This window comes from Phytohabitans kaempferiae, from assembly GCF_042433955.1.
Taxonomy (GTDB): Bacteria; Actinomycetota; Actinomycetes; order Mycobacteriales; family Micromonosporaceae; genus Phytohabitans; species Phytohabitans kaempferiae.
Genome location: NZ_JBHLUH010000064.1, coordinates 61,469 through 77,197, shown reverse-complemented (window position 1 = coordinate 77,197; position 15,729 = coordinate 61,469). Strand labels below are relative to the sequence as shown.

Here is a 15,729-nt window from a genome sequence, read left to right as displayed (position 1 = left end):
AGTCACGGACGGTGCCACTCGAAGCCCCCTTCCCACGGGCTCGTACCAACGGGCAGGACAGAAAAGGCGCAGCCCACGACCAGCAACGGTTCAACGCGATGACGACGGTCAACGTCGCCGCGCATAGATGAAACCGTCCCCGCACCCCGCGTGAGACCCATGTGCGAACCCATGTGAAATGTGTGTGCCACAGTGCGGGCGATGCGCAGGTACCGCCAACAGCGGTACGGTCGAATTGAGCTACGGCGAAAGGATCGGGGATGCCCAAGCGAAATGAACCGCTGGCCGAACTGGTCACCGAAGCCGGCTTCTCCGAGGGCGGGCTCGCGCGCCGCGTCAACGAACTCGGACTGACCGAAGGGCTTCAGCTGACGTACGACTACACGGCCGTCTACCGTTGGGTGCGTAAGGGCCAGTGCCCGGAGCCGCCGGTGCCGGCATTGATTGCCCAGGCGCTCAGCGAGCGGTTGGGCCGCCAGGTCCGGCCCAGCGACTTCGGCATGACCGACACCGTCAGCCTGGCTGCGCGTGCCCTGGCCTACTCGTCCGACGTGGCCGGGACCATCGATACCATCCTCGAACTGGGGAGGACTGAGTTGAAGTCGCGAGGAGTGCAGCGGCGCCGAGTGGTGGCCGCGCCCTTCGTCCTGGCCGCCGCAGCGGGTCCCAGCCGCGACTGGCTGCTCTCGACGCTGGACGAAACCTTCGACCAGGACACCCCACGCAAGATCGGCATGCGCCAGGTCGACGGAATCCGGCGAATGTTCAAGATCATGCAGGAGATGGATGTCATGCGCGGTGGCGGCCACGCCCGCGTCGCCCTGGTCGAATACCTCTCGGGCTACGTCCTGCCATTGGTGCGTCACCAGCACGACCAGGAAGCTATTCAGCTGGCGCTCTATGAAGCCGCCGCCGAGCAGGCATACCTCGTCGGCTGGATGGCCTACGACGACGGCCAGCACGGCCTCGCCCAGCGCTACCTCATCCAGTCGCTGCGACTGGCCAGCGCCTCGAAAAACAAGGTGCTCGGCGCTCACGTCCTGGCCGGCATGTCGGACCAGGCCAACCTGCTGGGCTACCCTGAGGAAGCACTCGCCTTGGCCCGCGTTGGCCAGCGCGGCATCGCCCTCAGCGACTCGCCCGCTTGCGTGGCCGACCTGCAAATTCTCGAAGCGCGCGCTCTCGCGGCACTTGCTCGCGACGGTCGTCCCAAGGGATCGGTGACCGAAGCTGTCCGTCGCGCCGAGGCGACCTTCCAACACGTTCGCCCCGACAACGAACCCGAGTGGGCACGCTTCATCGATCCGGCCTACCTGTTCGGCGAAGCCGCCCATTGCTTCCGCGACATCGGTGACACCGCCCAAATCGACCGCTTCGCCGGCGAATCCGCAGCCGAAGCCGCCCGGCAGCGGCGTGCCCGTCGCGGCGCCCTCAGCCAGGCCGCCTTGGTTGTCGGCGATTTGCTGCGGGACGAAGTCGAACGCGCAGCTGCTCGGGGCCAGGCCGTGGTATCGCTCGCGGAAACCGTGGAATCGAGTCGATGCATCGAAACCGTCCGCGACCTCACCAAGCGTTTCAAGCCATACGAGCACGTGCCGGACGTACAAGCATTCCAACGACGCGCCAGCCAATTGCTCGCAGCGGCATGACGCCTTCTCTCCCGAGGCCCCCATTCTCTCGCGGAGGCGTACGCGGCAGCCGCGCCGAGCGCGAGCCTCGCGGTGCTGTCGACACGCGACCATCCGGCCGCGGTGCCGCGGCCCGCCGCGCTCCCACCGCTCGCTAGCCGTGTCATGGTCCATCTGAGCGGTGGACGCGGGCCGACCGATCACGGCGCCTCCTCCCACTCAACCTTTGGTGATCAACGCTTACTGGATATGTCGCCCCCGCCCCGGCGTTCGGGTCACAGCAGAGCGGGGGCGCTCCATCGGGGTGCATCGAGACGTCGCACCCGCGTGCCCCGTAGTCTTGTGATTGCCTAGTGCGCGGACCAGGTAGCACGTGCAGCCGGATCGGTTGGCAACACTTGGCAACACCTCTATACGACCGGGGAGAGGGGCGTGGAGACGTTCGGCGAGGCGGTTAGGCGGCTCAGCGGGTCGGAGAGCCTGCGGAGTGTTGCCCGTCGGGCCCATCTCGACGCAGCACACCTGTCCCGGATTGTGCGGGGCATCCGGCCACCTACGCACCTCTACGCATCTGCGCTGGATGAAGCATTCGGCACTGACGAACTCGTGGCGATGGTCCGTCAGCGGCCCGTCGGCGAGTGGACGGTGGACAGCGAGCATTGGCGGCATCGGGACTTCGAAGCACTCGCGGCGATGCTGCTCGCGGAGACACCCACTGCGGACAACGCGCTGCGCCTCGCCCACGAGTGGCTGATCGCCGATCCCCCGCAGGTTTACGAGGTACGCGCTGGGCGACGCATTGGTAATTCCACAGTGGAACACGTGATCGAGCGAGTGCAACAGCTTCGTCTGCTCGATGACCACCTGGGCGGCATGAGTACCTACGAGGTCGTTACTGCTGAACTCGCCGCGACGGCTGGCATCCTGCGGGAAGCGTCCTACACAGAAGTGGTCGGGCGTCGGTTGCTAGTCGCGATCGCCGAACTATGCCAGCTTGCCGGCTGGGTAGCGTCCGACGCCGGCCACTACGCCGACGCGCAAAGGCTCTACCTGGCCGGTGTACGGGCGGCGCACGCCGGCGGTGACACGCCCGGGGCGGCCAACAACCTGTCGTCGCTGTCGTACCAAGTGGCCAACATCGGCGACCCGCGAGAGGCAGTGATGCTAGCCCGGTCCGCCGTACGCGGCGCCGGGCGCTCCGCCACCGCGACGACGCGAGCCTTGTTGCTGGAGCGGTTGTCATGGGCGCATGCACGCGCTCGCGAGGCGGGTCAGGCTGAGCGATCGTTGGGCGCGGTGGACGACGCTTACTCAGGCCGGAAGCCAGAAGACGATCCGCCGTGGACGTATTGGCTGTCTTGTAAAGAGGTCGAGGTGATGGCTGGCCGGGTATGGACGGAGCTACGGCGTCCGCTTAGGGCAGTTCCGATCTTGGAACGCGCAACGGCCGGCTACGACGAGAACGCGGCCCGGGAGACATCGCTGTACCTGACGTGGTTGGCCGAGTCGCTGTTGCAGGCTGGTGAGGTGGAGCGGGCCGCTGAGGCGGCGTCGCGGGCGCTGCGGCTCTCCCGGCACGCGGGGTCGGTGCGCGCGGATGGGCGGGTGCAGACGCTGCGACGGCTCCTTGGCGAGTATCGCGGTACGCCCGCGGCCGACGACTTCGAGGAGGAGTATCATGCTGCCGTGAAGAGCAACGACCGAGAGAGTGGGGCGGCCGGTTGACGTCAAAACGCCCTGCCTGATTTGCGCTGGCCCAAGCCACTGCTACCGGGAGTCGTGATTTCACGGTGTTTCCGGCCCACTACTCAAGCTCGTGATGGTGAAGCCGTCCCCACCGACGCGTTCCATGGACTTGACCCACTCAGGCTTCAGTTGGCGTGACGGCACATCGAGCATGAGGGGATGCCGGGCCGCCGATCGGCAGCGACGAGCGGTGCTGGCGAGACCGATCAGGAGTACCGCGCTCGCGCCGGCTTCGGCCGCGACATCATCTGTTCACGGCCCCCGTCGGTGGACATCATCTCGGCGACCACTGGCGTTGTTGGCGGCGCGTTTGACCTGGTCCAATCGCGTTGACGCCGACACTCTTAATGAGTGGGGTCACCTTCGACAACGGTGGCGACGGCCACAGGAAGCACCTGCCGCAGGTCTGGCCTCTTAAGGGCGACTTCGACACTGTGCCAGCCAGGCAGCCGGGCCTCTGGTGAAGCCTCGGCTACTGGTTCAGGAGGTAGAGCAGCGCGACGAGTGTGGTGCCGGCCACGATGTGCTGCTTGTCGATGAGGGAACGGACGTCGCCGAGTGGGATCCAGTCAATCTTGTCGCTTTCGAAGGCGTCTTTGGGCGGGCCGATGTAGGTCGCCGAGTCGGCGCGGAAGATGTGGTGTTCGGAGGTCATCAGACCGGGCGACGGTTGGGTATAGACCAGTGGGCGGATGGGTGGCATGGGTCGCCAGCCGGTCTCTTCCTCCGCTTCGCGGGCAGCGGCGTCCGCAGGTGCCTCGCCTCGTCTGATGCTGCCATGCGGGATTTCCCAGCCGTAGGTGTCGGTGATGAACCGGTGTCGCCACATGAGCAGCACGCGGTGTTCGTGGACGACGACGATGCCGGCACCTGGGGCGGCGGTACGGATGATCCGGTGGTCGAGGTGTCGTCCGTCGGGTAGCTCGACGTCGGCGGTGGCGACGTGGACCCATTGGTCGCGGTAGAGGTCGCGTTCGCTGTGTACGGTCCAGCGCATCAGATTCCTTTCAAGTGCAGGTATTCGTCGGCGCGTTCGAGGAACGCGGCGACGTTGGACTCGGCGGCATGCGGGCGCAGGACACGGGCGACGTGTTGGATCCGGTCGTGGATCCGGCCAGATTCCATGCCGTCGGCGCGGTCGAGCATGTGGCCGGCGACGTGGACACTTCGGTCGAGGTCGCCCCGGGCAGCCAGGATGAGCGAGAGACCGGCGTGGCGGTGCACCTGGCCGCGGAGGTGAGTGGCGCCAGCTGTGCGGACCGATTCCTCGGCGTAGGTCTGCGCGGCGGCCAGGTCGCCGAGGCGGCGTAACGCTTCTGCAACCTGGGTTTCGACGAGTCCGGGGTGGACGTAGGAAACCTCGTCTTGGCCGTGGTGTTGGCTGAGCGTGGCCGCAGTGGTCTCCGACTTGCGCAGGTGTGGTCGGCAGGCGTGCGCGTCCCCCATCCGGGCGTAGGCTTTGCCGGCGAGGGCGTGCAGATCGGTGACGAGGGCGGGGTTGAGGCTTGGGCCGCCGGCGCGTAGGGCGCTTTCGGCGTATTGGACGACGAGGCGGCGTTGGTCGAGGTAGAGCGCCTGGTTGGCGAGCAGGGCCACGATGTAGGCGCCGAACTGCCGGTCGCCGGACGCTTTGGCCAGGCGCAGTGCGGTGAACAGGTGGCGTTGGGAGAGGGGTTGCTGGTTGGCGTCGTAGGCGCACACGCCAGCGAGGGCGGCCAGCCCGCCGACCGCCCGGTAGAGCTGGCGGCCGAGGTCGTTGTCGTAGGCGGCGCGTAGCAGCGGGGCGGCGCGGTCGGCGAGCAGGGCGGTGATCCGGGCGCGGACCGGCATGCCACCGACCCGGCGGTACATCTCCTGGTAGTGGCCGCGGGCGCGGCGCAGCATGGCGACGTCGACCGGGTCGACGCGGTGTTCGCCGAGCCGGGCGATGTGGTCGTCGTCGGGCGGGTTCTCCCATTCCCAGATCGGGGCTGCGGCCTTGGCGCCGGTGATCAGAGTGGTGGGGGTGCGGCCGCGGGCGTCGCCGTGCCAGAGCGCGGCGGCGCGGTCGATGGCACCGGCCAATGAGGGCTGCCGGTCCGCGGCTTCGCCGCGCACCATGCCGATGTCGGCCAGGGTGACATCGATACCAAGCCGCTCACCGACGATCGTGCAGATCATCTCAGGGACGGGGTCGCGGGGGATGGCGTGGTCGCGGACCCAGCGGGCGACAGAGGCATGGTCGTAGCGCAGCCGCAGGTCTATGCCGCGAATGTTGACCTGTTTGGCGAGTCCGGCGTGGGAGATGCCGGCGCGGGTCAGTAGCGCCTCCAGCAGCACGTTGGCCTCGCCCACACCGGAAGCGTACGAGACCACCCGGCTCGGCGCGAAGCGTTGCCGCGAACTCACACCCCGTGTGAACCAGACACCACAACCCACCACCCTCACACACTGCCATCCTCCGAGTGCGCACTGTGCCATAGAGACATCGAAATGCCGCCCGGCCTATCCCCCGGAGGTGGTCCAGATGGTGCGGGCTGGACAGCGGCGGTCAGCGCCGACCGTCCCGATCGTGTGCGGTATCGACGACACGTACGTGGTGCCGTTCTGTGCGCTGGCGACGTCGGTCGCCGCTGCGCACCCGGACCCGGCGACGCGTCCTCGGATGATCGTGCTCCACCATGCGTTGAGCCCGTCGAGCTGCCGGGCCGTCGCGACCTGCGGCGAGCAGCTCGGCCTGGAGCTCCAACTGCGCCGGGTGACGGTGGATCATGAGGCGCGGCTTCCAGTGACCGGCTGGGCGTCGCCGGCGGTGTATCTGCGATTAGCGATCCCGCAGTCGGTCGACGACGAACCGGTGGTGCTGTACCTGGACGCGGACACCCTGGTCCTTCGTGACCTTGGCCCGTTGCTGCGCCAGCCGCTCGATGGTGCCCCGGTAGCGGCGGTCCGCGACCCGCAGAACCCGATCGTCGGCACCGGCATCGCGTTGCCCGGCTGCGAGCGGATCGGCGTTCCAGCCGGCCGAGAGTACTTCAACTCCGGCGTGATGCTGCTGGACCTGGTCGCCTGCGCCGAGTTGGGGGTCTTCGAGCGGGCCCGCCGCTTCCTGGTCGACTGGCCGGACGAGGTGCAGCTGTGGGACCAGGACGCCCTCAACGTCGCCGTCGATGACCGATGGCAGCGGCTGGACCGGTGCTGGAACACCTTCGCCATGTCCGCGCTGGCCGCCCAGCCGGGCTTCTTCCACCACACCGCCGAGCCGGTCATGCCACTGGCTGATCTGCTCGCCGACGAATACACCGCTGCGGTGCTGCACTTCGCCGGCCCGGTCAAACCCTGGCACGACGCCTTCGCGCCGGTGCCGCTGCGCCGGCTGTACCGGCGGTTCCTGCCCGCACCCGTGTTGGCTGGTGCGCGATGACCCGCCGACCACCGCCTGCCCGGTGGTGGCGGGATCCCTGGCTCTGGGCCGCAGCCGCCGCCGCTGGCCGACACGCCGTCGGCCTCTGGCGGTTGCGGCAGACCATGGGCTACCTGACACAGCCGCCGGACGTCGAGCCGTGTGACGCGGGAGGTGACCGATCGCCCGCGCTGCACATGGTGGTACCAGTGCTGTGGGAACAGGCCCACGTCGGCGCCGCGATCGCCTGGTTCGCCGCCCTGACAACGCAGCTGCCCGGCTCCACAGTGACCGTGGTGACCACGGCGCGGGAGGAACGCGAACGCCAGCACCTCATCGACGCGCTGACCCGCTGCCCTCGCCGGCAGATCACGGCACGTCGGTTTCCGCACCTGACCCCCACCGAGCTTCGCCAGCTGACCGAAGCGGACACGGCCGGCCCGGACGGCTACCTGGCCGGCGCAGAGGTCCGGTCTGTGCTCTCCGCCCGCCCGCTCACCTACGAAGTGGTCGCAGACCTACTGCGGCGCCCCGAGCTGGCCGGCGCGCCGGTCCGCCACGTGCATTATCGCGGCGAGGGTCGCAAGGCCGCCCAGGTCAACTACGCCGTCGCACAGATGCCCACCGCACGAGAGCACGACTACATCGCGGTGTACGACGTGGACTCCCGCCCTGACCTGGCTCTACTGCGTCGCACCCTCGGATACATCGCCGCACGCCACCGCGCCGACGGGCAGCCGCCGGCGGTGGTCCAGCAGTCCGCCCGCTTCGAAACCAGCGGGACCGCTGACCAAGCGTGGCAGCGGCACCTGTGCTCCGGCGCCGCCCGTCTCCAAACACTGTGGACACTGCGCCGGGAGATCCCATCGTTCCGCCGCTACGCCGCAGCCATCCAGCGACCCACCGGCGTTACGGTGCTCGACGCGGCGCGGCGCGGCTTGGCGCAGACGGTCGGGCACGGGCTGCTGGTCCGCATCGACGTCCACCAACGGGTCGGCGGGCTGCCCGAGTACACGATCCTGGACGACCTGCCCTTCGGCTACCAGCTAACAACCGCCCGCCTCCCCGTCCATGCCGCCCCCGTGATGTTGGTGGCGCCGGCACCGGAACGCGTCGGCGACCTGATCGCCACGCACCGGCGGTGGTTTCGCAGCTACCTGGACTATCCGGCATGTGCCCGCGCAGCCCGCCACGCCGGCCGCGGCACACCGGTCGAGCAGGCGATCGCACTCGGCGTGGCCGGCTACCGGGCCGCCACCTGGCTGCTGGCCACCCCGGCGACCGCCGCATGCGCGGTGGCCGTCGTCCGCTCCGCCACCACGCCGCCCACGCGGACATTCGCCGCCGCGGCGCTGTGGCTAGGTGGCGTGGCCCCGGTGCGGGTGCTCGCCGCGCAACAGGCACACCGACCCGGCCTCGCCGCACAAGCGCGCGACGCGGCCGAGGTCTTCGCCGCCTACCTGGTCCAGAGCATCGGACCAGTGGCCGCGATCGTCGACGCCGCCACCTCGGCGGGTCTGCCGCTGTCGCCTAAAACCCACCGCCGCGGTCCTGACCGGAAGGAACAGAAATGATCATCGGTTTGGAGGGGGTCAGCTGCGTCGGCAAGACCACCCTCGCCCGAGCCCTCGCCGAGCGCCTCGACGCGCACGTGGTGCCCTGCTACTACCACGCCGCCCCTGACCCGTCGCTGCTGCCGCCACCGGACTCGGAAACCGCCGAGGACCAGCTCGCCGCCCTGACCGTGTTGCTGCCGGTGGAAACGGTGCGGCGAGAGGCGGCACTGGCGGCGGCCGGCCGGGGACAGGTGGTCATCCTCGATCGCACGGTGGACACGCTGCTGGCCCACGCCCACGCCGTGGGGCGGCTGCACGGCTACGACTGCGACGCCCCGGCCCGCGCCCTCACCCTGGCGCATCCGATCGTCATACCGGACCTGACCCTGCTGCTGTACGCCTGCGACGGTGAGCGGGCCCGCCGGGCCGCACGGCGCGTCAGCATGCCGCGTCTGTTCTACGACCCGACGTTCACCCGCTACTTCACCGAGCACTTCACCGACCCGCTCGTCCCGCAACTAGTACCGCTCGGCACCGACGCCGGCCCGGACGCCGTCGCCGACCAGGCGACCGCCGTCATCCGTCAGCGTTGCGCAACCCGGATGGGAGCGGTGGCGTGAAGGCCGTCATCGTCGGCTGCGGCGCGATCGCCGACCGGTGGGCACGGACCCTGACCGCCGATCCGCGCATCGACGTGGTCGCCGTGGTCGACCCCGACATCGACCGTGCCGAACAGTTGGCCGCAAGACGCTGCCCGGCGGCGGTACCCGCCACCAGCCTGCGCCAGGCCCACGCGCAAGTTCGGGCCGACCTCGTGGCCAACCTGACCCCACCGCAGCTGCACGCTGCGGTGTCCCGCGAAGCCCTCGCCGCCGGCCTGCACGTCCTGACCGAGAAGCCCCTCGCTCTGCAGGCATCCGATGCGGTCGAGCTGGCCGAACTCGCCCGCGCCAACCGCCGCACGTTGGCGGTGATGCACAACCGGGCACACGACCCAGAGTTCGTCGCGTTCGCCGACATGGCCACCGCCGCACAGCGTGGTCCACTCGCGGTCACCGCCGAGGTGGTGGTCAACCTGCACGACCCGGGGTTCCGCCGCGAACAGCCGCTCCCGGTGACCACCGATCTGGCCGTGCACGCTTTCGACCAGGTCCAAGCCCTCATCAGCGGCGACCCGGCACAAGTCGCCGCCACCGAGATGGCCCTGCCGTTCCTCGGCGCGCACTGCGGCCTGGCCGCGATCACCATCACCTTCGCCGACGGTTCCGTGTTGTGCTACCGCGGCGGCTACGCCGGCCCTGGCCTGACCACGAGCGCGGTCGGCAAGTGGCGGGTCGACGGCCCCGATTTGGCCGCCCGGTGGGAGCCGCGCGACCAGACCTCCAGCGTCCGGCCGCCGGCATACCAGCGGTGCATCACCACCATGCTCGACACGGTGCAGGCCGTGACCGCCGGTGCCGTCACGCCCTGGCCCACCCTCGGGCTGCGCTCGGTCGCGATGCTGCAGGCCGCCCTGACCGCCGCACGTACCGGCCGCCCCGCAGACGTCTCGCCCATCCCGCAGGAACAACCATGACCCGCGTGCCGGACGTCGAGCTGACCGCGGTGCTCGCCACCGCTGGCGTGACCGGCCCTCACACAGCTCTGGTGCCGCTGGCCGCCGGTGAGGACAACCAGGTCTACGCCACCGCCGTGGCCGGCCGCGACCTAGTAGTCAAAGCCGCCCGGACCAGCAGAGTCCGTTCCGGGGTGGCCGCCTGGGCCGCCGTCCAACTCGCCGCCGTCGGCGTGCCCGCACCGACCGTGCTGGGCTACCGGGGCCGGCTGCTGGTCGAGACCCGCTGTCCCGGCAACCCGCTGGACCAGCACCACGCCGACCACGCCCAGTCCGCAGAGCTGGCGGCGCAGGCCGGACGCCTGCTGCGGCGCATCCACACCGTGCCGGTGCGCGGCTACGGCCGACTGGACACCGTCGGTGTGGGCCTTCGCCCCTGCCTCCACAGCTGGCTGCTCCAGCTCCCGCCACTACCCACCACCGCAACCGCCGATATGCAGGCCCTGCGGGCGCAGGCGCTGCAAGCGCTGCGGCACCACCTGCCCTTGCTGGCTGGTGTGCCGGCCGTGCTGCTGCACGGTGACTGGACCGCCCGACACGTCATCGTCAAGGACGGCCGGATCAGCGGCGTCGTCGACCTGGAAAGCGTGCGCGGCGGCGACCCCCTCGCGGACCTCGCCGGCTGGTCACTACAGGAGCCGGCCGAGCTGACCCACGGCCTGTACACCGGTTACTTCACCACCGCACCCGATCCCCCGACCCGGATGCGGCTGGCGCTGTACCGGGTGCGGATCGCCGCCGCGATGCTCGCCCAACACGTCGCCAAGGCCGAACCCACGCAGCTGACGCTGCGCACCGCCCAGTTGCAGGCGGACCTGGCCGACCTGTCCTGCCAGCAACCCGCCGCCCACCCGCGCATTACCCCACCGCCGCCCCCGATCCAGGAAGGCCCGCCATGTTGATCCGCACCGCGCGACGCGACCGCCTCAACGACGGCAACCGGCCCGACGGCTGCCCCGCATCCTCGGCCGGGCTGTTCGTCATCCGCGCCGACGGCACCGCCCGCTTCGACCGCCACTACCACGACATGGCCGAGTTCTGGCTCGTCGCCGCCGGCACCGGCACGATTGCCGTCGGCGACCAACACCACCACGTGATCGCGGGGGACATCGTCTACACCCCGGCCGGCGTCGAACACGACATCATCGACGTCGCCGACGAGCTGCACATCTTCTGGCTGTCCGCGCCCATCCCCGCCGGCGGCAACGGCAGCCATCTGCACCGCACCCCGGACCTGGCGGTCAAGCACCCGGTCGCGGTGGCGACCCGCGATGCGTAGCGCGAACCCGGCACGTCACGTCTCGCTGCCGTTCCCGCGCGCTCCCCGCTACGGGCCTGAAGACCAGGCGGCGGTGCGTGACCTGCTGCATGCCGGCCGGCTGTCCGACACCAGCCGGGGGCCGGCGATCGCCGCTCTCGAAGACGCCTTCGCCGACCTCACCAACACCGTGTATGCGCTGTCGTTCGCCTCCGGCACCGCCTCGCTGCACGGCGCCCTGCGCGGCGTCGGCGCCCACCCCGACGCGGGCGTGGTCACCTCACCGCTGACCTGGATCTCAGCGATCCTGGTCGCGTTCCACGCCGGCAGTTTCCCCGTCTTCGCCGATGTCGAGCCCGGCGGCGTCAACCTCAACCCCGCCACCATCGCCACGGCCGGGCAGGCGAGCGCAGTGCTGGTAACCCACACCTTCGGCATCCCCGCCCGGATGGACGCCCTCACCGCCGTAACCGGCGTGCCGATCGTGGAGGACTGCTCACACGCCCACGGCGCCCGCTACGCCAGCCGGCCCGTCGGCTCCTGGGGCGCGGCCGGCTGCTTCTCCCTGATGGAACGCAAACCGGTCTCCGGCGGGGAAGGTGGCGTGCTGACCACCAACTCCCGCACCGTCTACGAGCGCGCGTTGACGCTGGGCCACCACCCGCACCGGCTGGCCGCCGAGCTCACCGACCCGGCCCTGCGACCGTTGACGTCCACTGGTCTGGGCTACAAGACCCGCATGCCGACCGTGGCCGCCGCCATCGCCAGCGTGCAACTTCGCCGCCTAGCAGATCGGATGGCGGCCAGCGAAACCAACTTCGCCCGCCTGCTGGATGTCCTGCACGCCCACGCCGCCCCGATCACCACACCCCTCGTGGCTGCCGGGTCGACACGCGGTTGGTACGGCACGCCGCTGATCATCACCGAGCCGGTCCCCAACCCGGCTGCGCTGTTCGCCGCCTGTACCGCCGCCGGGGTGCCGGTCCGGCCGCTGTACGAAGACTGGCTATCCAGCCCACTGCTGCAAGACCCGGCCCTGCTGCACGAAGCCTTCCCGCACGTGCGGCACACCGGCTGGCGCCCACCGGACCCGCACGCGCTGCCGAACTACCAGGTTGCCCGCCGGCAAACCCTCCTACTGAAGGTGCCGGACGTGCCGGCCGCCGACTACATGCACCAGGTCGGCGACACCCTCGCCACCGTCCTGACCCAGGCAATCCGCTGACCACCTCCGCACCAAACCCCTGGAGAGTCTGTTATGGCCCACACCGCAATGGCCGCCGTCCTGCGCACCGTCGCCGACCCGATGTGCGTCGAGCAGATCACAGTCGCCGACCCCGGTGTCGGCGAGGTCCTCGTCCGCACCGCCGTCACCGGCATCTGCGGCACCGACGTGCACTTCGCCGACGGCCGGATCCCCTACCCGACGCCCACCGTCCTCGGCCACGAAGCGGCTGGCACCGTCGAACTCGTCGGCCCGGGCGTGACCGACATCAGCGCCGGGCAGCGGGTCATCGTCTGCGACCAAACCTTCTGCGGCCGATGCGGCAACTGCCTGTCCGGTCAGATGGTCTACTGCACCGACCCGACCACGAAGCAGCGGCAACGGCAGCGGCTCCGCATCGACGACCGGCACTGCCGGCAGTACCTCGGCGTCAGCGCGCTCGCCGACCTGATGCTCGTTGACGCCCACAACCTCGTCCCCATCCCGGACGCGCTGCCGTTCGAGGCCGCCGCCCTGCTGTCCTGCTGCCTGACCACCGGCCTGGCCGCCGTGTTCAACATCGCCCGCCCCACCCCCGGCGGGCGGGTGGCCGTGTTCGGCTGCGGCGGTGTCGGCCTCGGCGCGATCCAAGCCGCCCGCATCGCCGGCGCCGCCCAGATCATCGCGGTCGACCCGCAACCCCACCGCCGCGCCCTCGCCGCCGCAATCGGCGCCACCCACGCCATCGACCCCACCAGCGACGACCCCGTCGCAGCGGTCCTCGCCGCCACCGGAGGTGCCGGCGTCGAGGCCGCTGTCGAGGCGGTCGGCTCACCGGACACCGTCGCCCACGCCGTCGCCGTCCTCGCCCCCGACGGCCACGCCACCATCCTCGGCATGTCGCCCGCCGGCGCCGACATCACCCTGCCCGCACGGCTGCTGCGCCAAGGCCGCACCATCACCGGCACCGTCATGGGATCAGTCCGCACCCGGGCCGACATCCCCCGCTACGCCGACCTCGCCCTCCGCGGTCTGCTGCGCACCCAGGAACTGATCACCTCCCGCCGCCCCTTGGCCGAGGTCAACGACGCGTTCGCTGACACCCGCGCCCACCGCGGCGTCCGAGCCCTCATCACCTTCTAACCCCGACCCACACACTCGCTTCTTGGGAGTCACGCATGAGCATCGACCTCGCCGCACCACCCGACAGTCAGGCCGCCGCCGACCCGCCAGCCTCGTCCAGACCTGTCCGCGTCGGCATCGTCGGCGCCGGCCAGCAGGCCACCACCCATCTCGTGCCGGCACTGCTCCAAGTACCGCACGCACGAATCAGCGCCGTCGTCGATCCCGACCAACCGCGCCGCGACCGGCTCGCCTTACGCGTCGGCGTGCCTGACCGCTTGGCCACCGTCGCCCAATTGCTGGACGGTGGGCTTGTCGACTGCCTGATAGCGGCCTGCCCACCCCAGGCCCACGAACAGATCGCGGCCGCCGCCATCGACGCCGGCATCCCGGTGTTCGTGGAAAAGCCACCGGCCACCTCCACCGCAGTGCTGGCCGAGTTGGCCGCGGCTGCCGAACGCGGTGGCGTGCTCACCGGGGTGGGTATGAACTTCCGCTGGGCCGCCCCGGTACGCCGACTACACACCCTAGTCGGCGACCATCAGCCCAGCGGCCCGTCGATGATCGGCGTGCGGCATGTGGCCAGCAAACCCACCACCTCGATGTGGGGCCTTCCGCTGTGGAACAGCTTCCTGCTCGCCCAGGCCATCCATCCGATCGACCTGCTACTCAGCTTGGCCGGCGCACCCGCCGTGGACATCCAGCCGGCCTGCCGACAGACCGGCGACCAGGTCTGGTTCGGTCTCCAAACCCATCACGCCAACGGAACCATCGGTACCGTGCACTGCGGCAACCTTGCACCCCGCTTCGAGCACCGCATCGAGGTCAGCACCACCACCGGGATCACCGCCAACCTCACCAGCCTGGCCGACCTGACCGTCACCTACCCCGCTTCCGACGCCCTGCACACCGGTCGGAATCAGCGGGGCACCAGCAGCCATTGGCGGCCCAGCCCACTGGATGTCGGCTACGGCCGCGCCGGGTTCGGCGGCGAACTCGCCGCCTTCTGCACCGCGGTCGCCACCGGCGGGCGGTTCACCCCGAGCCTGGCCGACCTGCTGCCCACCTACCAGATCATGGACCAACTCACCCCAACCGGTGGCACAGCATGAGCACACCCCCGGCGCTCGACACCGCACACGTCATCATCGACGACACCGACCACGCCGCCATCCGCGCCGTCCTCGACACCCGCGACCTGTCCGGCACAGCATCCGTGGTCGCCGACTACGAGACCGCCCTCGCCGACTGGTTCGGCACCAACCACGCGGTCGCCTGCTCGTCCGGCACCGCCGCGCTGCACCTCGCCCTGCTCGCGCTCGACGTCGGCGCCGGCGACGAGGTCATCGTCGCGGCCACCGCACCGGTCATGACCGCCATGCCCATCCTCGCCATCGGCGCCACCCCCATCTTCGCCGACACAGCCACCGCGACCAGCTTCGCGCTCGACCTCGACGACGTCGCCACCAAAATCACCGCACGGACCCGGGCCGTCATCGCGGTGCCCATGTGGGGATACCCGGCCGACGGCCCCGACCTGGCCAACGCCTGCCACGGCTGGGGCATCCCGCTCATCGAAGACGCCGCCCAAGCCCACGGCACCCTCGTGGCCGGCCGCTACGCCGGCACCCGCGCCACCATCGGCACCTTCAGCACCCACAACCGCAAACTCGTCTGCACCGGCGAGGGCGGCTTCTGCCTCACCACCAACCCCGCCATCGCCCGTCGCCTACGCGAGCTGCGCAACATCGGCAAACGACCCGGTGAGGGCTTCGGCGCCACCTTCGGTCTCAACCTCAAACCCAACGCCCTCGCCGCCGCCCTCGGCCTCACCCAACTCGGCCGGCTCGCCACCCGACTGGAACACCGGCGCGCCACCCTGCACGCCGTCACCGAACACCTCGCCAGTGTCGGCGGACTCCATCCATTTCCAATCCGTGCCGACGGCCGACCCAACGGCTACGCCGCCGTGTTCACCACCACCACCACGGGCCTGGCCGAGCCGGTCGGGCGGCGGCTCGCCGCCGCCGGCATCACCTCCGACCCGCTGCGCTACCGCTACCAGCCGCTGTACCACACGCCGGCGCTAGCCCGTCACGCTCCGCCCACCATGTGCCGTAACGCCGAACAGTTGGCCGCAACTCTGGTCACCGTTCCCTGTCACGAGGGTGTCGGTCCGCCCGATCTGGACCGCGTCGCGGCAGCATTACACCGGTGA

14 protein-coding genes are annotated in these 15,729 nt (G+C 70.2%); 12 read left to right on the top strand and 2 right to left on the bottom strand.

Features of this window, described 5'->3' with window-relative positions:
* The first annotated feature begins 260 nt into the window (after positions 1–260).
* Together ACFFIA_RS30905 and ACFFIA_RS30900 are read left to right on the top strand one after the other, a co-directional pair.
* Positions 261–1,649: an NsdA family TPR-like regulatory protein gene (locus ACFFIA_RS30905; protein WP_377257571.1), complete on the top strand. Its 1,389-nt coding sequence runs from the start codon at positions 261–263 to the stop codon at positions 1,647–1,649.
* A 411-nt stretch (positions 1,650–2,060) separates the two neighbouring features.
* Complete coding sequence (locus tag ACFFIA_RS30900) at positions 2,061–3,353, top strand: NsdA family TPR-like regulatory protein (protein WP_377257569.1); 1,293 nt, start codon at positions 2,061–2,063, stop codon at positions 3,351–3,353.
* Positions 3,354–3,846: 493 nt separating this feature from the next.
* On the opposite strand, the gene ACFFIA_RS30895 is transcribed toward ACFFIA_RS30900, so the two are convergent.
* Together ACFFIA_RS30895 and ACFFIA_RS30890 are read right to left on the bottom strand one after the other, a co-directional pair.
* Complete coding sequence (locus ACFFIA_RS30895; protein WP_377257567.1) at positions 3,847–4,371, bottom strand: NUDIX domain-containing protein; 525 nt, start codon at positions 4,369–4,371, stop codon at positions 3,847–3,849.
* Positions 4,371–5,708 (bottom strand): NsdA family TPR-like regulatory protein, encoded by a 1,338-nt coding sequence (locus ACFFIA_RS30890; RefSeq protein WP_377257565.1) that lies wholly within the window; start codon positions 5,706–5,708, stop codon positions 4,371–4,373. Before ACFFIA_RS30890 ends, ACFFIA_RS30895 begins: the two co-directional genes overlap by 1 nt.
* Positions 5,709–5,925: 217 nt before the next feature.
* Between ACFFIA_RS30890 and ACFFIA_RS30885 the strand changes: the two genes are divergently transcribed.
* The 10 genes from ACFFIA_RS30885 (at position 5,926) to ACFFIA_RS30840 (ending at position 15,729) form a co-directional block, all read left to right on the top strand.
* Positions 5,926–6,777, top strand: a complete 852-nt coding sequence (locus ACFFIA_RS30885) for a glycosyltransferase family 8 protein (protein WP_377257563.1) — start codon at positions 5,926–5,928, stop codon at positions 6,775–6,777.
* A 188-nt stretch (positions 6,778–6,965) separates the two neighbouring features.
* Positions 6,966–8,330, top strand: a complete 1,365-nt coding sequence (locus ACFFIA_RS30880; protein ID WP_377257561.1) for a glycosyltransferase family protein — start codon at positions 6,966–6,968, stop codon at positions 8,328–8,330.
* A complete protein-coding gene (locus tag ACFFIA_RS30875; protein WP_377257559.1) occupies positions 8,327–8,932 on the top strand; it encodes an AAA family ATPase in 606 nt (201 codons plus the stop codon). The genes ACFFIA_RS30880 and ACFFIA_RS30875 overlap by 4 nt, the downstream gene beginning before the upstream one ends.
* A complete protein-coding gene (locus tag ACFFIA_RS30870) occupies positions 8,929–9,888 on the top strand; it encodes a Gfo/Idh/MocA family protein (RefSeq protein WP_377257557.1) in 960 nt (319 codons plus the stop codon). The genes ACFFIA_RS30875 and ACFFIA_RS30870 overlap by 4 nt, the downstream gene beginning before the upstream one ends.
* A complete protein-coding gene (locus ACFFIA_RS30865) occupies positions 9,885–10,829 on the top strand; it encodes a phosphotransferase family protein (RefSeq protein ID WP_377257555.1) in 945 nt (314 codons plus the stop codon). Before ACFFIA_RS30870 ends, ACFFIA_RS30865 begins: the two co-directional genes overlap by 4 nt.
* Entirely contained in the window at positions 10,823–11,206 is a 384-nt protein-coding gene (locus ACFFIA_RS30860) for a cupin domain-containing protein (protein WP_377257553.1), read from the top strand. Before ACFFIA_RS30865 ends, ACFFIA_RS30860 begins: the two co-directional genes overlap by 7 nt.
* Complete coding sequence (locus ACFFIA_RS30855) at positions 11,199–12,410, top strand: DegT/DnrJ/EryC1/StrS family aminotransferase (protein ID WP_377257551.1); 1,212 nt, start codon at positions 11,199–11,201, stop codon at positions 12,408–12,410. Before ACFFIA_RS30860 ends, ACFFIA_RS30855 begins: the two co-directional genes overlap by 8 nt.
* A gap of 33 nt (positions 12,411–12,443) precedes the next feature.
* Positions 12,444–13,532, top strand: a complete 1,089-nt coding sequence (locus ACFFIA_RS30850) for a zinc-binding dehydrogenase (protein ID WP_377257549.1) — start codon at positions 12,444–12,446, stop codon at positions 13,530–13,532.
* 35 nt (positions 13,533–13,567) lie between these two features.
* Positions 13,568–14,623: a Gfo/Idh/MocA family protein gene (locus ACFFIA_RS30845; RefSeq protein ID WP_377257547.1), complete on the top strand. Its 1,056-nt coding sequence runs from the start codon at positions 13,568–13,570 to the stop codon at positions 14,621–14,623.
* Entirely contained in the window at positions 14,620–15,729 is a 1,110-nt protein-coding gene (locus ACFFIA_RS30840) for a DegT/DnrJ/EryC1/StrS family aminotransferase (RefSeq protein ID WP_377257545.1), read from the top strand. The genes ACFFIA_RS30845 and ACFFIA_RS30840 overlap by 4 nt, the downstream gene beginning before the upstream one ends.